The following is a 21,741-nucleotide window of genomic DNA, read 5'->3' on the forward strand; positions in this document are numbered from 1 at the left end:
ACCGACAGTAAATTTGCCTTTAAATTGGATCAGTTTTTCAAAATTACCAGCCAAGCTTGGTGCCCGACGCCAATGCCGAGGCAACCCAGGGTGATGGGATTGATGAGGGCTATAGTCAGCCAAGCCCTGCCTAATTGAGCTTATCCTTCATTTCTGTGCGGTTGCTTTTTGCGGCGCCGCACCACCTCTTCTGAGCGTTTTAATGGATCACCCCTTTAACGACGATTTACGCGCGGTTCTGGACTCACCCGAGGCTTACACTTTCCTGCCATCCGGTTCGTGGATGGAAGGTGGTTGCGCGTTGCTTGCGGAATCTCTGCAGTGGTTAATTCCAGATAGTCAGTTAATGGTTGTTGGGCGTATCGATGAGGGTGTTTCTGATCACGTTTTGATGATTCGGGAGGATGGCGAGGCGATCTACATTGACTACGATGGACTGCAATTTGAGCATGAGCTGATCGAAAAAATGCGGCAAGAGTGTCTTTCAGATTGCATTGGCATTGCGCCGGCCAAAACCTTTCTGTTTACAGATTCTGATTTGTTTTGGTTGCAAGATGATGTGCTTGGATTTTCGGGTTTTCTGGAAAGCAAAATGGGCTCGGTTGACGCTGATCGAGTTAGTTTAACCTGGCTAGATGGTGCGGATTGCGGGCCTGGGCCTGCTTAACTTTGTTTAAGCCGCCAAGGGCTCGCGCCCCGACTCACTACAGAGGTTGTTTTAGTTGTCGTACCGCAGTGGTTGAATTCAAGTGTTTTGGTCTACCTACACTCAATTACGATAAAATCGTATACCGTACGATATTAGGTTTCCTATATTTACACGCTGAATACGCTATATGGCAGCTGTCTCATTGGTGTCCAAAATTTCACATTACGGTTTAAAGGGAATGTATTTTATGAGTAATCTGATGGGGAGTATTGGTCACAGTGAGGGTTCAGATGATGCTCGGATTGCCGCCACTGATGACGTGAAAATACCGTCCTATGGTTTGGAATCCATCATCCTTCACCATTCGTTTAAAAACGTCCGTGGCCGCACCATCCAGGTGGATTGCCGGCAACGAACACATTTGGGTGGCATCAACGGCGCGGGCAAAACATCCATACTGGCTCTGATCCCGGCGTTCTACGGCGAAGAGCCTGAACGTATCGTCGCTAAGAGCTCGGGGCGGCAGTCGTTTTTGGATTATTATCTGCCCTCTCTACAAAGCCTGATCATTTTTGAGTATCAAAAGCACGGTGGTCCCTGTTGTTCGGTGATGTACCGGCACGACACCGGAAAGCTGTGTTATCGGTTTGTTGAGGGATCGGCCACTGAGACGTTCTTTCACCCTGATGTTATGGGTTTGCTGGAAGCTGGGGCTGATAACAGGGAAATCTTTGCCAGGCTCCGCGAGTTGGGCATAAAACCGTCTAAGAAGCTGGATACGATCACTGATTATAGAGCTGTTATTCAGCGCAACGCCCGGTTGTTGCGACGCCGGCCGGCCGAGACACGGCACCTGCGGGACTTGGCTGGCAACTTCGGTTTGGGTGGGCCAGATACGAAGATGGCCCACATCGACCGGTTGACGCACGTTGTACTGAACAAGAACCGCTTGCTGTCCAGCTTTAAAACCATGATCTGCGAAACCCAGTTCGATGATGTACACCTGAATCGCCGGCCCAAGCCTGTTGATCGGCAAACGCTGGTGGATGATATTCGCAGCGTGAGAGATTTCGCCAGTGAAGAAAACAGCATTCGTGTGTGTATCAGTAAGGAGTCGGAACGCCAGGCCACTCTTGAGTCCGCTAAGCAAACTGCCGCAAACGTACGGGCGTCTATTGCTTGCGAGCAAGACACATTGCAGGCGCATCGCAAAGCGGTTGACTTGTCGGAAGAGCGACTGGGCGATCTTGCCGATCTGTTTAACGACGACCAAAGAGCATTAATCCGCGATCACACCACGGTTGCGCAAAAGCACGAGCTCCAGAAATCTCAGCTTGATGCGCTGTACGTGCAGCGCCAGACTTATGACGACAAGGAAGCGGCGGAACTGGATCAGGAACTCACTAACCTGCCAGAGCGCGAGAAATCACTGTCCACGGCAGAGGCCGATTTTGCACAGATGACAAGCCGTGTCGTCCAGGTTGAAGATCAGTACGCCCAAGATGTTCAGAATCTCAATCATGCATTCGCTGACGAGCAGGGGCGCCGGAAAAACAAAGTTCGGGATGCAGGAGATTCGCTCAAAGAGCTTGCCCGCCAGCACCAATCCACTCTGCACAAGATCGAACTCGAAGGCGAGAAAGAGCACGCTAAAATTGAGCGCGAACGAAGCGCCAAGCGCTCGGTGTTGAGCGATCAGCTTACCCGGGCCATAACTCTGCGAGACAACGTAGGTGAAACCCCAGAGGAAACCCTACGATTTGAGTTAGCCGAAGCTGCGGTAGCCGAGGCCGAGCGTGTGGCCATTAAGGCAGATGAAGCCAAGCTCGCGGCCATTATGCTCAAAGATCAGGCATTGGAAGACCAGAACAGCGCGCTAGCGGTACTGCAGCAGACTGAGCGCCGGTTGGTGGCTTTGCGGGATGATGAAGTGTCGTTAAAGCGTCTGCTACATCCGGAAGACGGAACCTGGATTTCTACGCTGCGTAAAGAAGGTGTCGGCTGGGCAGATACTCTGGCTAAAGTGGTCGACCCCGACCTGCTCTATCGCCAAGGCTTAAACCCACAACGAATTGCCGGTGATGGCGCTGACCAGGGCGTGATGGGTTGGAGCTTGTTACTGGATAATGTTCCGGTACCGACGTTTGCAGCGTCCGATGAAGAGTTAATCCGCCAGCTTGAAGATGCTGCATTGGCAATCGACAAGGGCCTTGGGGCTGTTCGGCAGGCTGAAGATGCTGCTGAGGCCGGTAATAAGGCGTACATCGCTAAGCGTAAAAACGTCGAGAAGCTGGAGACAGAGCTGGGATTGGCTCGGGCAACCGTTGACCGCCAGCGTGGTCACCATAGGGATGCACGAACAGATATTCGTCAGGCAAAAGACCAGCGCCAGGCTGCTCATGTTAAGGCTGTGATTGCCATTGAGGATCAGGCTCGGCAATTTGACTCTGAGTCCCGCGATCTTCTTGACCGATCGCTCAACGGGGCATCGTCACAGAAAATGGATCAAATTGGTCTGTGGGCAGACATTGAGGCTCAGGCTCGGCTTTCGATTGAAGCTGCTGAAGATTTGGTTGCTCAGGCTGATAAGGAACACACCGAGCGCCTGAAAAGACGTTTGGTTGCCTATAACCAAAAGTTGGAAGCTGACGGGGTTGATCCAGCCATTATCCAGGGACAACGAACACGAGTAGAGCAGGCACAGAAGACGGTTGATCGAATACGGGCAACCGAAGATTTGGTTGTTGAATACCGTCGCTGGCTAAAGTCCGAGTGGGGTGAGGCGCAAACGTTGACCGAAAATGTGAGCCGCCTATCGGCACAAGTTCAAGACCTCTCGACCAGGCTAAAAGATCTGGAGCGCGACTTTAAGATTGCCGAAGCCGCTGAAAAGCAGATACGACAGACTTCTGATGGAAAAGCAAAACGCCTACATATCCAGATTGAGGACGCGAATACGACCCTCAGAAAATCCCTTGAACTTGCGCCTGATGAGGGCGCTCTTGGTGTTCCCGGTGATTTGGTTGCGCTGACCAAAGATTTGCAAGAGGAAGGCGTTGCGTTACTGGCGCTTCGCAAAGAAGTCCTGATCGCCTTTAAGCGAACCCAAACCGTTCTGAATCGCTACAGCGGCACCCTCATCCATGCTGCGTGGAAAAAATTCACGGAGTATCGGCGCAACCAGCTGAGCGATATTGGTAGCGAGTTTGATGAAGCCTTCCAACTAGACCAAATAGCTGACTTGAGTTTCCTTCTGGACAACGACATACCTCACATAAAAGCCACTGTTGGTCACCTGTTCGCGTCTGAAGCCGGCACACTACAAGACTATTTCGATAGCCTTGAGTCTATGGCGCGTGAAGTGCGCCGCGTATCCAGCCTGCTTCGTCAACAGATGAACCTGAATCAGAAAATTGAATCAATCACGGATATTGAGGTGATCTTGCGCGCCCGGATCGAAGACGATGACAGTTGGCGGCCACTGAAAGCCTTTATTCGCGCGTGGGGAGACTGGCATGCGTTAAATCCCGGTGAAATACCGAGTGAAAGCATCATCATCGCATTCAAAGAGGTCTGCGATACCTTGTCGTCGGCCAACCTCGGGGACAGTATCGAGTCAATGATCGACATGACGCTATCCATGAAAGAGAACGGCAACCCGGTGCGCATCCGAAACGACAACGACTTCCGGCAGGTGAGTTCCGAAGGCTTGAGTTACCTCGCTATTATGGCGGTTTTCATGGGGATGACCCGCTACCTCTGCCCTGACCTGCAAACCCGGATAACCTGGCCCGTTGATGAGATTGGTAAACTTGACCCGCAAAACATTGCCAGACTGGCGGCCATGCTGGAAGAGAACAACCTGACCATGATTTCGGCGTGTCCTGAGTTGAGTCGTCCGCTGCGGAAATTCTTTGAAACCAAGTCATTCATCCGGGGTGGCCAGATCTTCAAGTTTGAGAGCGTTACCAGCGAAGGATCGGACGATGCCCTTATTGAGAGCCTAGCCACGCCACGCAAAGAACTGACCGCGGAGGTCGCAAACAATGTCGGGTAACCCACTGTTTGAGCAAACCGTCACTACCCTGTTGGCTGGCGAGATTATTTGCGAGTACCGATACGACAGTCTTTACAACTACCTCATGATGCAGAATAACCAGCAACAAGTAGCCGGATTTCTGTGCCAGATGAACCGCGTACTGCGCCGAACCGGCAGTAACGACGCGTGGTTGTGCGCGTATGAAGACACCACATCCAAAACAGTAAAGGATGCGATCAGGAGTCGGTTTGATGAGGTTGCCAACCACCTTGAGCCGCTAGTTCATTTTTTACGGCTCATCATGGCCACCGAGGGCAACGAACGACCGATTGTACCCGGTGACCAGATATCCGAAGGCCGCATTCTTGAGCGCGTTTCCAGTGCGCCGTCGCTGGAGACGAAGCTGCGGACGCTCACGGAGAGTAAATACTTTCACAGTAAAAAATCGGACAGTGCTGGCCAGCTCAAAATCGTCTTGGGCAACTTGGAAAAAACAGGTTTTCTAACGCGCATCGGCACATCGGGCAGCGTATATCAAGCCACCGGCAAGTGGAGCTGGCTTTACGACTTGATGACGTTCATCCAAACCCATGAAGGCATCGCGGATAGCGGCATCGACGACGATCAACAGTTGAGGATTATGTAATGGCCAGAACCCATGATGCCCAGGCGGCGTTGGTGGCTCTGGCCAGGCACGCTGACATGATTCTCGATGCCCACCTCAATAACGGTAACCGGCTGCGCGAAACAAGCGAGAATCGCGCTATCTTGGAAACCTTAGAACACCACAGGTTGGTCTGGCGGTACCGGGATGATGACGATCCTGACCCCAACCTGAACAAAGACCTCATCCACCTTCTGATTCATATTACCGGTGCTCAGCGCCGGCGCTGGGCCAGTGAGCAGATTCAAGACCTTTGGGGGGCCCTGGAGGAATTGTTCAAGGATTATCACGAAGCGAAGCGTCTGGGTGCCTATGCCGACAAAGAGCGCCTTGAAAGCACCATCAAAGAACACCTGAACATCATAATTGAGGACATTCGCTCGGCTACTGAGACTTACGTGGGTTATCTGAACAGTGGCTTTTCATACGTCACCGATCTTGAGTTACGTATGCGGGAGAACGAGCGGGCCATTTCCCGGGCCGGCAAGCTCAACGCCTTATTTGACAGCTTTAACATTCGGGAGCTGGCGGATCAGGCCGGTAACGACCCTTTTTTACGGCGCCTCCTACGAAAACACCTACCCGCTGCACTTGAGGAAGGTCGCAAGAACCTTGTTTATGCCCTTCATCAACTTCGATTGATGCTGGTTAGGATGCGCGAGGATCAACGGCTCAGTAAGCTTGTAGGGGGCTTTGAGGAATATTTTGCCAATACGCCAGGTTTTATTCCGTCTATTGCCAATCTGGACTTAGACTATTGTCCGCCCAGACTGAACATCACCTCTGTTTTTCATATCGACGGCCAGCCCGATATCTACGACCCTTCAGACGAGGAAGCTCTGATTGCGATGGCAGAGGCGGTGCGGACCAGCAAAACCAGTGAGCCGATCACCCAGGAAACTGAGCGTGCCGAGTCAATCAGTAACGATCGTGAGGGTGCAGTAGAACTTAATGACAACGATCCGATGGATTTGCTGGCGGAACGACTGGTTCTTCACATCGTTTACGGCAACATTGGAAACAAAGAGATTCGGGCACTGGACGTATTTAATGCCAGTGGCTTAATTGGCGATGCCGCCACATGGCTTCACACCATCGAAAGCGAGCTGGCCGCTCTGCCGGGTGAAGATCGGGAGTGTGTGGATGTGTCTTACCATACCCACCCTCACCTCACGTACCCGGACAACATCTCTATTCATGATATGACTTTGAGGCAAGCCAATGTCGGCAGCGCAATTTAACGCCATTTCCAAAGTCGTCAGGGGGCATAAAACGGATATCGCTGTCTCGGATGTTTGGGCCGAGATACACGAGGAAACGTCCCTTGGCGCCCGCATTGGAAAGCGACTCGTTTTTACAACTGAGGATATAGACAGTTTACGCCAGTACGCCAAATATCTGACCAACCTTGATCCGTTGTTCCAGGATTTATCCGGCAACCGCGTTGAAGTAGCGGCGAAAACGGGCAATGAAAAATTCGGCAACGAATTGGTATTTGGCCGAATGGTGGTGATGGCTACTCTGGGCAATTCTTCCATCCCCCTGCAATCCGGTGAATCTGCGCGGGCGCCGGCAAACGTGCTGATGAGCACACATTTGGACCGCATAGACCTCGACCGACTCCAAAGCCAAAAACTCCTAATCCTTGAAAACGGCACCACCATTCAGCATTGTGAAAAGTTAGTGCTGCCTGAATCGTGGTGCGATGTGCTTGTCGTATACCGCGGTCATGGAGAGAACGTTCCCCACGTTGACACTCTTATTCGTAATCAACCCTCCGAAACGCTTGCGTTCCTGGGCGACTTCGATCCTGCCGGCATTGATATTGCCACTCGCCACGGTAAGGGCGTATTGCTGATCCCCGACCTAGCGGTAATCGCCTCTTTTGATGCCGCAGCGTTGGCGAAAATCAGCCAGCGCGAGGTATTCAACCGGCACCACGTTTCTTTTCGCAGATTAAAAGCGCGGAGCACCGAGGCTTCGTGGCAAGCCATGCTCAGCTACATGGATCAAAGGCAGATCGCCATTATGGAAGAGCATACCGCCTCGAAACGTCTGCCTTTGGTGGTGGGGCCTGCTATACCCCCACTGCAGAGCGAAAACGCAATTAACAAGTGATAATATCTGGCAGCTTCGCCTCGGGCGGGCTGCGCCCTTTGCTTGTATTCGGGAGCGGCTGCGCCTTTCCCTTATCTGCGCCTCACTCTCGGTTCGGCTTCGCGTGCCACCCTTATGCTGCGGCGCTGACCGCAACTTTTCTGTCTTGGCCGGTGGCACGTTCGAAGGCATAATTTCGACGGTAGTACCGTTAACTGGGTGCAAACATTGAGAGCGTGTCGTCATCCCTTCTGTCGTCCATTCACTTCTCTATGGTGCTCAGATCATCAAACAAGCGCCCATTGATGATCGGGTCATCGTCGTAGGCGTCATTGTAACGTTCCATTAGATAAATCGGATCGCTGAAGAAGTCTTCCATCTGGGCAATAATGTCTGGTGACAGGTCGGCTTCCCATTGACGGGCTATGAACGCCAGGTCGTGAAGATCTCGGGCGGCCGTGCGATGGGAGCTTAACTCGTTTTCCCGGGCTGCCAGGAGTTTCAGCCGGGCAATCTCACCCACGGCGTAAACATTGACTCCGTTCACGACTCGAATGCACTGCGGGTCCGGTGTTGTGCGAGCGGAAATTTCTATTTTTATCGTATGGGAAGGCAAGTCCTCTCCTACGAAAAACGTCGGGCGGCATCGGTGTGTTGTCTCGGTTTTTTTCAACTCTTTAAAGTGTAGGAGGCTTACCTTGGTGCCTTTTCCTACCAGCTTTTTTTGGGCGTCCCTGCAGATACTCTTAATATTCAGGTGTCCCTCAAGGGGCACGGTTAAATCAAAATCCAGATCTTCGCTGAATCGCTGTAGGTTGTACGCCAGCAAAAGCGCAGTGCCGCCCTTTAGAACAAGGGGTTTGCCCTCCTCTTTGATAACCTCACAGATCGCCTGCATGATCGCTTGGCGGAATACTGTGTTGTTTGGTCGGGCTCATTGGCAGCTGTCCTCCAGCCAATCCTGGATTGTCTTTGCGCCCTGCCGGGATAAAAACGCCTCGCACTGCTTTATCCATCGGGCCACTTTGTTTAGGTCAACGACATCATCAATGTCGGATGCCTGGATGTTCGGCACTGGTTTGCGCTTAATCTCGCAATGGTGAACCAACAAATCAAACACAGCACGTTCCGGGCTGGCGGCCCAGATGCAGGGCACTGTTACCCCGTAACGAGCGATTGCTGTTGTAGCGTCCCACAAGTCCAAGACTCCCATGAGATACCCAGTATGAGTTACGTGTTTGCCGGCAATTCGCCAGCTCTTCGGGTTACTCAAGCTGCTGGAGTACCAGAGTGCAGGCGGCCGACCATCCTCAGGGGGCAACGACAGTGCAGAAGCGCCCGACAAATAGAACCTCGGAGGCTGAGTTGTTCCTTGATTGGCGTCCCTAGAAAACACGTCCATCAACCAGTCGAGATCAAGGGCATGAGCCACGGCCCGGTAACTGCCGAAGGCCACACTCTCGTCGTTCTGCTCAATCTTAATAATCGTCCTTCGCGATAAGCCGGTTGCGCTTGCCAGAGCTTCCCCTGAAAGCTCACGGGCGTTCCGGGCACGGCGAAGCGCAGCACCGATACCCTCATCGGGCGTGACAGCCTTCTTTACAGTTTTTTTTGTTTCTACCGCTAACACGACGCGCTCCTTGTTTCTGCTTCTGTGCGCAGTATACAGAACTGCGCAGATTCCTGCACATTGTCAGGCATCCGTACCTACCTTAAAATTCCCATTGAGGCTACGGACGAGCATTTCTGGAAGCCTACTCAACAGATGAAACTACCGATTCCCAAAGTTGGATGTGTATTTCTCAACACTGGGAAGAGTAAAAGGCTCAGCGCTTTCACTGGTGCATACTAGCCATATATGGCTATACAAGTATAATTGCCATGAACGTAATGTGTGTCAACTTCTGACTTCATAATTTCACCCGTTAGGGCTGCTCTTACCATGGATTTCACTCAACCCCAAGCAACCCAGTCGATCTCCGGTTTTCCGGTGACCTTTCGAGAGGTTATTTTGCCGGGCAGAGCCCCTGTCTGGGTGCCCCGTGGCATATCACGTCACCCTCTCGGCGCAAGCTGGCGCCTCTACGTGGTTCACGAGGGCGGCCTAATCACAACCAAGGTCGAAGACGACCCCTGCCCGCTTAGTTCTCTGTCCCGTGCGTTCGCGCTCCTGGTTGAATCACTAGAAGGCGTGGTGTCTCGCTTCGTTGTCGATAAGCGAAACCGAGGATTAGGTTTTGAGCGTGATCCATTGATTGATACCGGCTATACCGGTGTTGTTCTCAGCCGCACATCCAAGCCTGCCGGTAAGCGAGTTGAGGTCAGTGCCATGCAAATGGTTAGGCTGCCGGATGGACGAATTGACTCTCGGAATTTCTACGCAGGTAGCATAAAAGAAGAATCCGTAATGGATGATCCTGTTGGTCAATCCACAAGACTTCACGAGTTGATCAGAAAGGCGGTGGCGGCACGCCGCTATTACAACCGCCAGCGCAGTCTTGGCGTTTACTCAACTGCAGCTTATAAATATCTCGAAGTGCCGGATGACATTCGACGGCAACACGTTGAGGCGCCTGATCTCGACATTGTTGCGATTATGGACTCGTTTATTGTTGTGCCGCGGGAGCGTCGGCCCAAAACAACATTCGGTGACCCCGATGCCTTGGCCGCCAGGTTGCAAGCCAGAGATTTGACGGAGCCACACGCTGATGTTTGGCTTGAAGGCCGCAACGTCAAATTTTACAAACGCTTGGTAGAGGGCCGGACGTTCTTCATTCCAACCGGGCTATATCGGGCGCGAGGCGAATGGCGGGTTCGGGTTATTCATACGGAAGGCGTGTTCTCCGATTCGGTGCCTGACGCCGATTGTGAAGGATGCATGCTGACGGGGCTGCGCGAGGCTTGGACCTATCTGGTGTCCTTGTACCGTGAATATCCGGCGACAACTGGCCGAGATAAACCGGTTAAGCATCCTTTGCTCGACACCGGCATACCCGGATTTGTTGTGCAGCCGGCACAATGGGTTTCAGAAAAAACGGGCGACGTTTCTTGGTCATTCTCGTTAAAGGTGAACCAGCGCACCGAGTCTGTCCGAAACAAAACATTAACACTGAGCTACTTACGATTGGATAGGGTTACTGGAAAGGCGCTCAGTCACGGCTTGCGTCATGGGGCGGCCGTAATAGCCTACCGGGCCTACCTTTTGGGTCAGGGTGCATCGCTAGATCAGGCGTTCGTGGGAAAGGAAGCTGTTATTCCTGGCGAGTTTTGGCCAGCGGAGCCTGTGTGCACCATCACAGCTGCCGATCTTTTCTATTACGTAGATCAGCGGCCGCGGACTTTGTAGCTCGGAACGGCGAATCGAACTTCAAACCCGTTATAATGGTCAAATATGACGAGTTATAAGCAATTAAAGGGCGCAAAATTCTATGACTGGCAGAAAGTTTACGGAATTTCACAAGCTGGTTCGCGAAAAGGGTTGGACGCTGGTAGAAATCGGGGAGCGCTGGGGTGTCAGCAAACGGCAAATGAGTCGGGTTGCCGGTAGTTCGTCACAGCGTGATATTGATGCTGCAACGGGGTTGCCTTACAAAACGAAGACTCTTGAAAAGGAAGTTTGATGCTTATTGTTGCAAGCGATTCTTTTTGGCATGAAATGGTAAAACTCGGCGCTGGCGTAGACACCAGCAATATTGTTATTGGTGTTGCTCTAATGGCAGCACTGGTCATGATACCAAGCTACCTCGGGTCACTGAAACCGTCCGAAAGCTCCGTTGAGGCTCTTGAGAGTTGGACTATTGGCTTTGGGGTTTTCACCGGCTTGGTGGCGCTTTTTGTTGGCTATTTAGCATACGGTACAATCACAAAGGCCATGCTGTTTTCAGGGAGTGGCTTGGAAGTTGCGGTTTGGGTCAGTCTTTATGCTGCGGGGATCACTTCATTGCTTGTCTGCAAGCTTTCAATGCACTTATGGGAAAAGGCGACTTTAATATGAGTGTCAGCGAGCGGATTGGCATTACGATTACTATTTTTATTGCGGCAGTGTTTGCCTATGCTACCTTTCCGGCCTTCCAATTACTGCTCATGCCAGGCGCTGATCCACTCTGGGAGCCGTTAGTATCGACGCAGGTTACGGTCGGCATCATTACGGGCGTAATCGTGCTGGGGGTGCTGCGGGCTTTGGTTGGCCATGTTAAAACTGCAAGGGTATCGGGCAGTCCCCTTATACCCACTGTGGTTTGGGCTGTGGGCTTTGCTGTCATCGCAAGCCTGGCATCCCTGTTGATCGCGTACTGGTCGTTCAATGTGACTGCCGAGGTTCTGATGAGCCTGGGAATTGAGTCGTCTGTAGCCTTCGTGATCGGCGTTCTGGTGGCTATCGTCGTTTTAAAGATTTTGTGAAAAGCGAGGATTGTCGTGGCCGTTGTTAAGCGTAGAGGCGTAGCGGCGGCAAATCCCGTTAAGCCACTTCCTGCCCGCCAGCCCACACTCCACGACGATCTGGTTCAGCGTGCTGGCCGGTGGCTTAAGGGTTCGTGTGGCTGTAGTGCAGTCGCAACAGAACTTCGAGCGTTTACCGCCAGCGGTGAAAGTCCAGACGCCCTTGGTTGGCGGTCGAATTATTCCATTCTCGTTGAGTGCAAGGCATCCCGCAGCGACTTTTTGGCAGACCGTAATAAGCCTTTCCGGTTGGACCCTGATTTGGGTATGGGTATTTATCGGTTTTACCTGTGCCTTCCTGGCGTTATAGGAGTGGCTGACCTTCCAGATGGCTGGGGACTGTTATACGCCGAGGGTGAAAAAATCCGACGTATCGCTGGGCCCAAAGGCAATTCGTGGGGCCATGATGACAACAAGGCGTTCATTAACCCCCGAAATTCAGACGCTGAAATCACTATGTTGGTGAGCGTCATGCGGAGGCTGAGATAACGCTACGATCTCAGCACCGTAAGTATGGTTTCCGATTTGGATTAGGGAGTGTTTCATCAACATTCGATGAATGGTGTTGTTTAAACTTTTAGTACCGGCTGTTCCCAAGGCTAAATCTGATCGCTCTTGGTAAAGAGAAACCTCGTACAGAGCAACGCCAATACGGGATCGGTCGGGACTGGGCCACTCATCTCCGCTGCTGAAATAATCGATCTGACTTTGAAGGTCTGACAGAATAACTCTGGCACCGTGTGGCAGGTTGCTGTCAGCCAGAGCAATACCTAAACATCCGGCACACTGATCGAATACAGCGTCCATCAATTGTGCGGAAATTGCCTTCTTTGCTGGTTCATCATCAGAGCTTTGTTTTAGTGCGCGCTTTAATAGAAATCCCTTGGAGTCGCCGCTTCTAAGCATTCCTTGCACATTGCTTTCAATTGGCCTTAAGAAACGATCAGGCATAGTCTCGCTAATCAATTTTTTTACTTCCGGCGATTCAGACGTTGTGAGTGAGGCTCTCAAACTTCCGAGTTCATCTATACTGTCGAGGACGAGAGCCCACCATGCTACATCGCGGTCCATAGTAGAATCTTCTGAGGGCATCTCGTTCAATAGTTTCCGGGCAGAAAAAATAATTTTGGAAGAACTTAGTTCCACTTTTTCAACCCGGCTACGCAAATACGCTGCCGGCTTTCTTATTGTTAGCTGCTCCATTGCTAGGAAGGCTATGCGCAATGTGATGCGCGCGCCCTCTGACAATGAGGTCATCTGGGATCGAGTTCCGGTAAAACTCATCTGCCAAAATCCTTCTGCTTGTGGGTTGCTATTATGCAAACCGTATCAGCACTCAAGGCATAATGGTAGACCACTAAAGCTAACACGAAGTTAGCTTTTCGATACTTTTCGGGTTTTATTAGGGCTTATTAACGATTTTATAAACCAAAAATTTTGAAAGCTCCCCACCTCAGGTCTATGTGGATGGTCCTAATCTGAAATCTTCGTCATCATCCGCTAACGTGTCTTTTAGGACTTCAGTTTCCAAGCCGTGACAGCTCGGGCTTCCGACTTCGGCCATGATCACCCCTTCTATTTTTATTCAACCGGTCAATGATGCTTCGGGGTTTCTTTTCGAAAACGCCGCTAGTTGAGAGCTTATGACACCACCAGCGGCTGCTTGTCGGTAGCCAGGAAGTCGCGGGTTGATTTCCACCGAACCATCAACAGATTGTTAGGGTTGTCTTGTAACGGGTAGCGTCCTGCTCACGGTGCAATTCCTTGCCATCACGTGCCGCGCTTGCACTTTTTTGATTTAAATCCACGGTTACCGATACCTTGGACCTTCCGTTGCATTCTGTGGACTTTTTACGATTACTGCGGTTCCTATCAACGCCCAATAATTTGGTCGAACCTCTTTAACTACTGAAGCTCTGCCTAGCACCGACATAGGCAAACCTGCCATGCTATTAGTCTCCATATTCCCTGTCGGAATAAATGCCATGATGGCCGTGGGTTGACCGTGCATAGTGCTACGCAGGCAATTTGGGCTTCATCAATCGGGGTGCTATAAATTCGTGAGCCATACCGCGATTCCTTAAAAAGCATAGGTCTAGAAAATGACCGGCCCAGACCTTCTTTATTGTCATATCAAAGGTTGCTCAGCACACTTATTATCCTTTGTTGTTGAAACGGTGTCAGCCAATTCTGAGAAACGTAAGGTCTTCGTCAAACTGATCGTCAATGCCAACTTCACCCTTTGGTTGATCGTCGCTAACTACGGGCGTGTCGGCCAAAGGTTCTGGCTCAAGTTCGGGCTTATTTACTGGAGATTGAATTAAAATCTGCTCCCAGGTGGCCAATATTAGCTCTGCATCCTTTGGAGATAACCTGTCCATTGCCGCCAGCATCTCCCGGCCCCAAGCTTTTGTAAGCTCTGGGTGGCTCTCGATGCCTCGACGAATAAGTTCACTGTCGCCGGCCACCACCCACTGATCAAATGAGCAAGCGTCATTCTGACCGCACTGGATGCTCGGATCGGCGCCAGCAGCCACAAGGGCAACTACCACCTTACGGTCGGCTTGGCCGTTGGAATAAGATAATGACGCATTGAACAGTGCTGTGTTTCCGGTTTGGTCACGGGCGTCAATATGGATAACGGCTTGTAGCTTTTTCTCAAAAGGCTTGGAAAAGGTTGGGTTAATCGAGATCAGCTTTTGAAGTGCGGCTTCTGAACTGTTCACTCGGCTTAATTTGGTTTGCCACACGCCATCCCGTTCCTCATGGCTCTTAACCATACCGGTAATGTGGTAAGTGTCGCCTTCAAACATGGTGCGCTTGCCAGAATTGAACCAGATCATCTTGGCTTGGCTGGCGGTGTCTTTAAGAATGGTCATATCAGACGTGCCAAAATCGTTTTCCAGCACAATGATTTTTTCAACCTTGGCACTCAGGGTGAGCTTTTCATCGCAATTGCCGAGCTTCATGCTTACAACTGGATTGGCTTTTTTCTTCTGCAGGTCTGCCTGGTCGTTGTGCCAGACGGCCACAGCCGAGGACAGGAAGCCGGTCATCTTAAATGGCACGTCGCCACGCATGGCGATAGCTTGCAGGTTGCTCCGGAATAGACTGCCTTTAACATCGTAGTTATCACTGCATAGCCAATCGCTGATCTCTTTTGCCGCGGCCTTGTCTTTTTCTTCGACAAGATTTATGTAGATTTTGGGATTGGTTAAGAGCTGCTGCACCATGTCTACGCTACTGTTGCCAAAATCACCGGCCGCTTCCCGGCTGATCCAGTGGCCGTCTTTGCGTACGACTGCTAGCCCAGCGGCCAGGACAGATTCAACGTCAAAATTACGGGAGCGCCCTGAACTGGTGGGGCCAATGTCACCCTCATCGTTATAAAATTCGTCAGACAGCTCGCACCACCGGGTTGCAAGTGATACAAGCTGATCGGGAGTCTTGTGACCGCTGAAGTCGGCAACACACGTTGATCCCACTTGAATGCGCTCGCCCGGGTTATCCGTCTTCTCAAACAGAAATGTCGTGTTTCGTGCGCGCTTCACGCTGCAGTGGTCGCAGTTCGGTGGACAGGTTTGCAGTTCCTTCAGGAGTACAGGGTCATTCTCGACAGCCCGGCTCGCCCCGAACCCTCGTACAACGTTTGCACCGTCTTCGTGATCGATCTTGGCAAAGAAGTTCCAGCCGGGGATAACCGGAGCGCCGCCCGTCACTGTTAATGGGAACATTTTTAGCCTGCCGCCAATCATTCCATACTCGCCTGCGGCGATGACGAAATAAGGTTCTCCTAGTTCCAAACCAAAGGCTGGCATGCCGATGGATTCCGCACGCTTACTAAGCTGCTGCAACTTTTTCATGGCCAAGTCTATGCGAATGTCCGCTATCCGAAACGTGCGAGTCGTGTAGCCATGCTCTGCTTGGGTCTCGGTTATCTGCTGTGCTGACATAGCTCACTCCGACGCACGCCCAATAAACACGGGCTGTTCTGAAAAAAATAACCGAAAAGGTTCATAATTTGAGACTATACTATGTCATGCGATGTTGGGCAGCGATTCCGGCCAAAGTTGTTCACTTTGGTTGTCAGTATTCGCCTGTTTTAGTCAGTTTTTGAAATGAGTGTTCAGATGCACCAAACACGGCAATGGAAAAATATCGTCATAACGAAAATTCAGGCCTTTCGGCGCCAGGGTTTCCGAGTCACCGTGACGGCCAGTCCCGCGAGTGTTGTTGTCATTGAAGATGATCGCGGCAAGTATCTAACGCTGACCTACTCAGATGCTGCGGCGTTTATCGCCGTTTCAAGAGAGTTGTCAAAAATTCATGCCTTAACCCTGGCTGACGCCTACCGACTGCAGGGTGTCCGAGCGTTACAGGTGCACCTGCAAATGCTTATTCCGCTTGATCAATGCCTGAATCCTGAGGGCATTGACAGGGTTAAGCTAGGGAGGAAATCACGTTGATTGGACCCATCATTTTCCTTGGGTCAACTGCTCGTGAAGCTCTATACCGGTTGCGAAACGAGATTCAGGCCAGTCAGTCGCGCGCAGAGTTGGCTGTTTCAATCAAAAAACTGGTCGCCATCACACAGGTTATTAAGGTTGGGCTAGGCAACTTCTCACTTCACCAGCCATTCGATAAGGCTTGGTCGGTAAAACTGGTTCAGTCATCCTCAATTTTTATTCTTAACGACTTCCTTTGTTCTTCACAAGCACAGCTAAAGTCAGAGTCACCAGGCACCCTTGAGTTCGCGGAATGGCGTGATCGTTGTATAGAGTTCACCACTCATCTTGAAAGCCTACTTGTGGCAGTGGTCACGAGCGTTCGTCATAAAACCTTGCGCGAATGGATTTCTGATGTTCGGGCTGAAAGTGCCTTTGCCAACTCTGTTGATCCGTCTTTGTGCAGCGCTGACCGAGAGGAATTTTACGACTTCAATGACGCGACCATCGCGAAAGAGTTGGGCAGCTTACTTGGGCAGCAATACAGCCTGACAGAATTGTGGCTAGAAACGGCCCTGTCTTACTATCGAGGCCAATACCCGGCACGAAAGGCTGAAGTGGTATCACTTGGCTTGGATTTAGCAACACTGTATACGGCACAGATAAAGCACGCATCAAAAGCACTCCATAATCACTCTCGCTCGATCAGCGCATTGGACGAAAGCTCCGATGCCATGCAAAACCACGAACTTAGTGAATTTATAGCGGCGGCGTTTGCGCAATGGATAAGTGCTGGGCATTTCGTATTTTCAAGCGACCGGAAGCGTCGATACAGCGCTCCAAATTTTTGGAAGGCCATCTTGGAAGCCAGTGGTACTCAGGTGTTGTGTACCCCCCATTTACCCAATGAAAGCTGTACCAAAACGTGTTTTGGAGTACCGCTATCACCACTATCACTTGCACAGGTACTCACCAACCAAACAGCCTACGCTGTGCCAGAGAAACCGTTACCAGATTATCGAACCATCACCCGGTACATCGTTTGCCAGACTTTAGATGGGCTTGTCGATTTGACGACCGATCCTAGTCTAGAAGTTAATGCGCTGCTGGTTTGCCCTGCGGACAAAGGCTGGATAGTCATTATGAAGAATGAAGATGAAAATTGGTGCGTTGGGTTCGCTGGGGGTACAACTGTTTCTGGCCAATGTAAGCCTTACAATATTATTGCTGATACGTTTATACCTGATCAACCTGCCCAATATCTGGGCATATTAACCAATGTCACGTCCTCGGGGGCGCTTTACGACCAGCTGCTCGATATGGCTGATACCGTGGCTGTGTGACGGCATCCTGACCGCAGATCCCCTAGCAGCCCTACTCCGCTAACCCGGTGTTTTTCTTGTATCGGTGTACTGGCAATGTCATTAAAAACGGTTCGAGTTCAGTCAAACCCCTTCGCTTTCGCTTTGGTGCATTGGCCGGCGCCATGGAGTAGGTCGGCTCCTTCCGGTAATAATCAGCCGGCGCTGCCTCGTAAAACACTGGCAAGCGGCTTTTGAAATCCAAATAAGGCTTACTGGGCTCATTCTCTTGCGCTTTCGCACCCGCAATTCCGCTCAATTTGATTGATATCCTCAAATCATTGCTCTGGCCCTTTTTCAAGCAAAAATCAGGGTCAGTCACCCCAGCCACCGTTTCAAAGTCATACCGAGACTCGGGGTGATCGTACTTACGCTCCAACATATCCAGCAACTTCACACGGTCAATGCGCACGGACGAAGGCGAATCAATCCAGCGCCAACGGATGCTGTACGGTAGCTCATCCACTATGGGGATTGTTCTCACAAGCTGGCGGATATTCAGCTTTGAATGCAGTAAATGGCGCACCAATGATCCTGCTGCTTTTCGACTTAGGTTCACCGGTGCGTTCTCGCTCAACATTCCCAATATGTCGTGCATATCTCCCCGTGTATTGCTCAATGGGTCGAGTGCATCCCGGAGCGTTACCAGCAAGTCACTAAACTCGTGTTTGAGCCGATTTAGTTCATGCAATGCTTTTAATGTATGCGGTGAAGCGCTCACAGCGCCGATATACGCAACCGTTTCCTTCTGATCTTGATCCTTACGGTAATACCAATTCAAAAGCGCCTCTATCGCATGGAGACGCGCTTCATCGGCGATTTCGCATTTAGGCGATTCCATTGTGGCCGGATGGCCATTCTGCCCATCCGACAACAAACGAGCGCGCGCAACGTGCGCTTGCTCTCTTAACGCACTAAATACCGAAGACAGGTTGCCCAATATTTGCTCGCAGTACGCTTTACGATCCTCTTTGCACAGATCGTTCGGGCTCATGCCGTCCATGGGCATCTGCAGCGGGGTCTCCCATGCCTTGGGTATTAGACAATGGGTTGGATCATGCGCTTCGTTGTCGTCGTTCAAAATTGGCTCAGCATTTAAGGCTGCGCCAGCCAACTTCAATTCTGACTGCATTCGCGGAGCGTTAGCCATTCCATCTTCCCTCTTCCCAAAAAGTTTTAACGTCCAGCCCGCGGGCTCGGACTTCATCTTCTACACATTCGCGGATCTGCCAGTAAATTTGTGGCTCATGCGGAAGCTCGCGAGCGAATATGGACGCCAGGCGCCGGGCAAAGTGCGGGCAGCTGTGTGTTTCGGCGGCGAAGTTGTAACTAGATAGCTTGGTAGAGCCGAACAGTGGCGAAAGCTGAGATTGCTTAAACGCCGGATCAATACCCATTATTTTTTGCAGTAGCCACGTGCCAGACGGTGGCTGTTCAAGAAAATAGTTCAGATCGTTCAAGTTACTCATGAAGTAACGCAATAAAATCGATGTTGGCGCTTCAATGCGGATCTTCCCGCGGCTCCGGTACCGGTAAACCGCTTTTACCTGAACACCAAGCACCCAAAACATTTCGGATGAAGTGATGCCAGCCTGCAAACGGAATGTTGCAAAGGCATCGTTACGCGCACCCGTAATAGGCCTTGAACCCGGGTCTTTGTGCAGGTATTCCTCGTCGGTCACCGGGCTTTTATTCAACCAGTTGCCTTGTACGAAAACTTCCTCCGGGTCCAGGTTTCTTGACAAGGCTTCACGGCGGCACACAGACAGGTATTCCTGGTTGAACCATTCTTCCCACTTTTCATGCACCTCTGCCCAGAAGGCCTGTAGTAATGGCTCGTTCATCCATCCTGTAAGCGAATCCCTTTCTCGCAGGATCGTCCAATCTTGCGTGATTGACTCATACAATGGGTTTTTCCGATCTGCCGAGAACATATGGTTTGCCGCGTAGCGCTTGAAGCAATCGCGAAATATGTCAGCAAAACGACTCATAATTACCATTTGTAGCCGAATTACGGTCAAAGAGGTCTCGCCAGACGTACTTAGATCTCCGGGGAGCATTTTGTACGATGAAATAGCGGCCCGCCCAAAAACAGGTGCAAACCCCTTTTTCTGGACCGGCTGATCGCGCCCCGCTGTGAAAGCGCTGCGTACAGGCCCGGAGCCAGGTAAAAAAGGCGCAATGATGTCCCACACCTCCGTGTTCGATGGCCGTTTAACCAGACGCGCATATTTTGGGTGCCGCATCAGCAGTCGAATCAGAATGGCCTGGTGTGGGTGTACCATAGGGATATCGTGCCTGGCCTTGCCTTCCCGCGGCGTGTTCGCAGCGCGATACGACGTCTTTGCATGCCTGAAGTGACTGATCCGGTTCGGCGGTATGTGCAGCGCCATTGCAAGGTCTAAGTCGCGAAGCTCGCTTTCTCCCCATTCAGCAGCCATCAAGTTGGCTAACTCGGCCAGGTGTCGTCCTTCAATGGGAGTTTCTGGGCAAAGGCTGGAGGTAAAATTAGCTGTCATAATATCCATCTATTTCGGTTTAACGATGCCATTAAGGTTAGCATAATTCAGATATTCATTATCGTATCGGCTATTGTTTGAATGAACTTTTGCTGGTTTTTTATCTCAAAGATAGTGTCTATATGACTTTTTCTTAATTTTTCTTAGACAAATTTGACGCAGCTCATTACTATACTGTTTATAAGGTTATTCGTTTCGCCTGCAGGCTTCCTGCTTGGGCGTATTTTCTGCGTGTCGCAGTGGTTATGAGGGTATTCTGTGTCGAGTATTGGGGCAAAAAGTTTCTTCTTTTTCGAAGGCAAAAACCCTCCGAAACAACTTACCTTGTCTAATCCAAACTACTTCCAGCATGCCAATTTACGTCTTCCGCGCAAGGGAATTACCTTCCTTTATGGGAACCGAGGCCCTGGCAATCTCATAGGTGCCGCGGTGCGCCATGCCAACGATAAGGGTCTTGGTATTGGGTTGGTCGAGGTTAGGGTCAACGTGGGCGAGTGGAGCCCGGATAAGGCCAGGTTGGAAGCGTTTTCACGTTGCCATGTTCTTAATTTGCCGGCGCGAGCCTCAAAAGAAGTCATGGACGATGTAAACAAAAAATGGAATACCTGGCTGTCGCTTGATGGGGCCCCGGTTGAGAAGTTCCCAAGGCAACCGTCACTGCGGATGGACTTACTCGACAAGTTGGTTGAGCAGGAGCCTTATTGTGAGCTGAACGCCATCGTTTTTGATGCCATGACGATCTTTGGATTGGCTCGTTTTGTTACCGTCTATAACATGGACGCGATTGACTATGATTCTATGGTGGTTATGCCGCGGGATCTGACCAAAGTGAGCTTCACTGTTCCAGGCTGACTAGCAGCTTAATGGGAATCACCCAGCACAATTGCTGGGTATATATTTTGGCTCAACTGCGGTTAACATCCACAAAACCCTGACCTCAATTGACCGACGGGTTTAAAATCGCTTTGAGCATTATTGTTTAAGGCACGTAGAGAAATTACGATCACCACCACCTGCCTCAAAGTATCCTAAGTCAGACCGGCTAAAACCTGCTGGGCAACCGTACCGGGGATTATTGCCTTGACATGGCGTGTAAGCTCTAATTCTGTTTCCTGTCTTCATGTATATGCCGCATTGAGTACCGGCAGGGCATTGAATCCCAAGACGTTGTGCCGGCGTCGGCAAGTCTGCTCTCTAATTGACTAAGCTTTAATCATACACTCTTTTCATGGCGTCAAGATTTTCTTGCGCAACACGCTCGGCGTCCTTTGCATGTACATTAATGACGTCACTAACTCCTCCTGCGATGTCGTTAACAGACGATATGCCTGGGCTAGCACGCATCGTTATAGGTTTAACTTCCGCGATACCGTGATAAAAACCAAGTTCTTCACGTTTATCCAAACTGTCAGCTTCAGTAGTGAATTCGCTGCTCCCAAAAACATTACCAGCAATGACCGATAAAGCGCTCGCAAAGCTTATGGCGGCTATGAATTTTATTGGCTGAAAATGAAAGATCATACTCAC

The 21,741-nt window shown here is 51.0% G+C and carries 19 protein-coding genes; 12 read left to right on the forward strand and 7 right to left on the reverse strand.

The genetic code is table 11. The features are described 5' to 3' along the window. Positions 1-283: 283 nt before the first annotated feature. From MELB17_RS17420 to MELB17_RS17440, 5 genes are all read left to right on the forward strand, one after another. The gene (locus tag MELB17_RS17420) at positions 284-667 is read left to right on the forward strand and encodes a hypothetical protein (protein WP_227498958.1); all 384 of its coding nucleotides are present in this window, start codon (positions 284-286) and stop codon (positions 665-667) included. Positions 668-896: 229 nt separating this feature from the next. After that, entirely contained in the window at positions 897-4,706 is a 3,810-nt protein-coding gene (locus MELB17_RS17425; protein WP_007351642.1) for an ATP-binding protein, read from the forward strand. Further along, the gene (locus MELB17_RS17430; RefSeq protein WP_007351643.1) at positions 4,696-5,334 is read left to right on the forward strand and encodes a condensin complex protein MksE; all 639 of its coding nucleotides are present in this window, start codon (positions 4,696-4,698) and stop codon (positions 5,332-5,334) included. The genes MELB17_RS17425 and MELB17_RS17430 overlap by 11 nt, the downstream gene beginning before the upstream one ends. Beyond that, entirely contained in the window at positions 5,334-6,593 is a 1,260-nt protein-coding gene (locus tag MELB17_RS17435) for a hypothetical protein (RefSeq protein WP_007351644.1), read from the forward strand. The genes MELB17_RS17430 and MELB17_RS17435 overlap by 1 nt, the downstream gene beginning before the upstream one ends. Continuing rightward, on the forward strand, positions 6,574-7,470 hold the full coding sequence (locus MELB17_RS17440) for a hypothetical protein (protein ID WP_007351645.1): 897 nt from the start codon (positions 6,574-6,576) through the stop codon (positions 7,468-7,470). Before MELB17_RS17435 ends, MELB17_RS17440 begins: the two co-directional genes overlap by 20 nt. Positions 7,471-7,711: 241 nt before the next feature. Here MELB17_RS17440 and MELB17_RS17445 read toward each other — a convergent pair whose 3' ends face one another. Together MELB17_RS17445 and MELB17_RS17450 are read right to left on the reverse strand one after the other, a co-directional pair. Beyond that, on the reverse strand, positions 7,712-8,347 hold the full coding sequence (locus MELB17_RS17445) for a nucleotidyl transferase AbiEii/AbiGii toxin family protein (RefSeq protein WP_007351646.1): 636 nt from the start codon (positions 8,345-8,347) through the stop codon (positions 7,712-7,714). Positions 8,348-8,383: 36 nt separating this feature from the next. Continuing rightward, entirely contained in the window at positions 8,384-9,079 is a 696-nt protein-coding gene (locus MELB17_RS17450; RefSeq protein WP_007351647.1) for a helix-turn-helix domain-containing protein, read from the reverse strand. Between the two features lie 312 nt (positions 9,080-9,391). Between MELB17_RS17450 and MELB17_RS17455 the strand changes: the two genes are divergently transcribed. From MELB17_RS17455 to MELB17_RS17470, 4 genes are all read left to right on the forward strand, one after another. Next, on the forward strand, positions 9,392-10,795 hold the full coding sequence (locus tag MELB17_RS17455; RefSeq protein ID WP_007351648.1) for a hypothetical protein: 1,404 nt from the start codon (positions 9,392-9,394) through the stop codon (positions 10,793-10,795). 82 nt (positions 10,796-10,877) lie between these two features. Then, positions 10,878-11,069, forward strand: a complete 192-nt coding sequence (locus MELB17_RS17460) for a hypothetical protein (RefSeq protein ID WP_007351649.1) — start codon at positions 10,878-10,880, stop codon at positions 11,067-11,069. Beyond that, positions 11,069-11,443, forward strand: a complete 375-nt coding sequence (locus tag MELB17_RS17465) for a hypothetical protein (protein ID WP_007351650.1) — start codon at positions 11,069-11,071, stop codon at positions 11,441-11,443. The genes MELB17_RS17460 and MELB17_RS17465 overlap by 1 nt, the downstream gene beginning before the upstream one ends. Continuing rightward, complete coding sequence (locus MELB17_RS17470; RefSeq protein ID WP_007351651.1) at positions 11,440-11,850, forward strand: hypothetical protein; 411 nt, start codon at positions 11,440-11,442, stop codon at positions 11,848-11,850. The genes MELB17_RS17465 and MELB17_RS17470 overlap by 4 nt, the downstream gene beginning before the upstream one ends. Before the next feature lie 477 nt (positions 11,851-12,327). Here MELB17_RS17470 and MELB17_RS23340 read toward each other — a convergent pair whose 3' ends face one another. Continuing rightward, the gene (locus MELB17_RS23340; RefSeq protein WP_007351653.1) at positions 12,328-13,173 is read right to left on the reverse strand and encodes a hypothetical protein; all 846 of its coding nucleotides are present in this window, start codon (positions 13,171-13,173) and stop codon (positions 12,328-12,330) included. 896 nt (positions 13,174-14,069) lie between these two features. After that, a complete protein-coding gene (locus MELB17_RS17480) occupies positions 14,070-15,842 on the reverse strand; it encodes a hypothetical protein (RefSeq protein WP_007351654.1) in 1,773 nt (590 codons plus the stop codon). 177 nt (positions 15,843-16,019) lie between these two features. Between MELB17_RS17480 and MELB17_RS17485 the strand changes: the two genes are divergently transcribed. After that, positions 16,020-16,355: a hypothetical protein gene (locus MELB17_RS17485; RefSeq protein ID WP_007351655.1), complete on the forward strand. Its 336-nt coding sequence runs from the start codon at positions 16,020-16,022 to the stop codon at positions 16,353-16,355. After that, positions 16,352-17,677, forward strand: coding sequence for a hypothetical protein (locus tag MELB17_RS17490; protein ID WP_007351656.1), 1,326 nt, complete (start codon positions 16,352-16,354; stop codon positions 17,675-17,677). Before MELB17_RS17485 ends, MELB17_RS17490 begins: the two co-directional genes overlap by 4 nt. A gap of 31 nt (positions 17,678-17,708) precedes the next feature. On the opposite strand, the gene MELB17_RS17495 is transcribed toward MELB17_RS17490, so the two are convergent. Together MELB17_RS17495 and MELB17_RS17500 are read right to left on the reverse strand one after the other, a co-directional pair. Then, on the reverse strand, positions 17,709-18,845 hold the full coding sequence (locus MELB17_RS17495) for a hypothetical protein (protein ID WP_007351657.1): 1,137 nt from the start codon (positions 18,843-18,845) through the stop codon (positions 17,709-17,711). Beyond that, positions 18,838-19,890: a hypothetical protein gene (locus tag MELB17_RS17500; RefSeq protein ID WP_157133340.1), complete on the reverse strand. Its 1,053-nt coding sequence runs from the start codon at positions 19,888-19,890 to the stop codon at positions 18,838-18,840. Before MELB17_RS17500 ends, MELB17_RS17495 begins: the two co-directional genes overlap by 8 nt. Before the next feature lie 582 nt (positions 19,891-20,472). Here MELB17_RS17500 and MELB17_RS17505 point away from each other — a divergent pair. Further along, a complete protein-coding gene (locus tag MELB17_RS17505) occupies positions 20,473-21,066 on the forward strand; it encodes a hypothetical protein (RefSeq protein ID WP_007351659.1) in 594 nt (197 codons plus the stop codon). 357 nt (positions 21,067-21,423) lie between these two features. Here the strand turns inward: MELB17_RS17505 and MELB17_RS17510 are convergent, their stop codons facing one another. Beyond that, positions 21,424-21,735 carry a hypothetical protein gene (locus MELB17_RS17510; RefSeq protein WP_007351660.1) on the reverse strand — a complete coding sequence of 104 codons (312 nt, stop codon included), beginning with the start codon at positions 21,733-21,735 and terminating at the stop codon, positions 21,424-21,426. Positions 21,736-21,741 lie beyond the last annotated feature (6 nt).

The sequence above is a fragment of the Marinobacter sp. ELB17 genome (assembly GCF_000169375.1).
In the GTDB taxonomy this organism is placed as follows: Bacteria; Pseudomonadota; Gammaproteobacteria; order Pseudomonadales; family Oleiphilaceae; genus Marinobacter.

Excerpts from the sequence above, each read along its gene's own strand:
- MELB17_RS17420 (WP_227498958.1), top strand. The coding sequence starts at position 284 with ATGGAAGGTGGTTGCGCGTTGCTTGCGGAATCTCTGCAGTGGTTAATT.
- MELB17_RS17425 (WP_007351642.1), top strand. The coding sequence starts at position 897 with ATGAGTAATCTGATGGGGAGTATTGGTCACAGTGAGGGTTCAGATGAT.
- MELB17_RS17430 (WP_007351643.1), top strand. The coding sequence starts at position 4,696 with ATGTCGGGTAACCCACTGTTTGAGCAAACCGTCACTACCCTGTTGGCT.
- MELB17_RS17435 (WP_007351644.1), top strand. The coding sequence starts at position 5,334 with ATGGCCAGAACCCATGATGCCCAGGCGGCGTTGGTGGCTCTGGCCAGG.
- MELB17_RS17440 (WP_007351645.1), top strand. The coding sequence starts at position 6,574 with ATGTCGGCAGCGCAATTTAACGCCATTTCCAAAGTCGTCAGGGGGCAT.
- MELB17_RS17445 (WP_007351646.1), bottom strand. The coding sequence starts at position 8,347 with ATGCAGGCGATCTGTGAGGTTATCAAAGAGGAGGGCAAACCCCTTGTT.
- MELB17_RS17455 (WP_007351648.1), top strand. The coding sequence starts at position 9,392 with ATGGATTTCACTCAACCCCAAGCAACCCAGTCGATCTCCGGTTTTCCG.
- MELB17_RS17460 (WP_007351649.1), top strand. The coding sequence starts at position 10,878 with ATGACTGGCAGAAAGTTTACGGAATTTCACAAGCTGGTTCGCGAAAAG.
- MELB17_RS17465 (WP_007351650.1), top strand. The coding sequence starts at position 11,069 with ATGCTTATTGTTGCAAGCGATTCTTTTTGGCATGAAATGGTAAAACTC.
- MELB17_RS17470 (WP_007351651.1), top strand. The coding sequence starts at position 11,440 with ATGAGTGTCAGCGAGCGGATTGGCATTACGATTACTATTTTTATTGCG.
- MELB17_RS23340 (WP_007351653.1), bottom strand. The coding sequence starts at position 13,173 with ATGAGTTTTACCGGAACTCGATCCCAGATGACCTCATTGTCAGAGGGC.
- MELB17_RS17480 (WP_007351654.1), bottom strand. The coding sequence starts at position 15,842 with ATGTCAGCACAGCAGATAACCGAGACCCAAGCAGAGCATGGCTACACG.
- MELB17_RS17485 (WP_007351655.1), top strand. The coding sequence starts at position 16,020 with ATGCACCAAACACGGCAATGGAAAAATATCGTCATAACGAAAATTCAG.
- MELB17_RS17495 (WP_007351657.1), bottom strand. The coding sequence starts at position 18,845 with ATGGCTAACGCTCCGCGAATGCAGTCAGAATTGAAGTTGGCTGGCGCA.
- MELB17_RS17510 (WP_007351660.1), bottom strand. The coding sequence starts at position 21,735 with ATGATCTTTCATTTTCAGCCAATAAAATTCATAGCCGCCATAAGCTTT.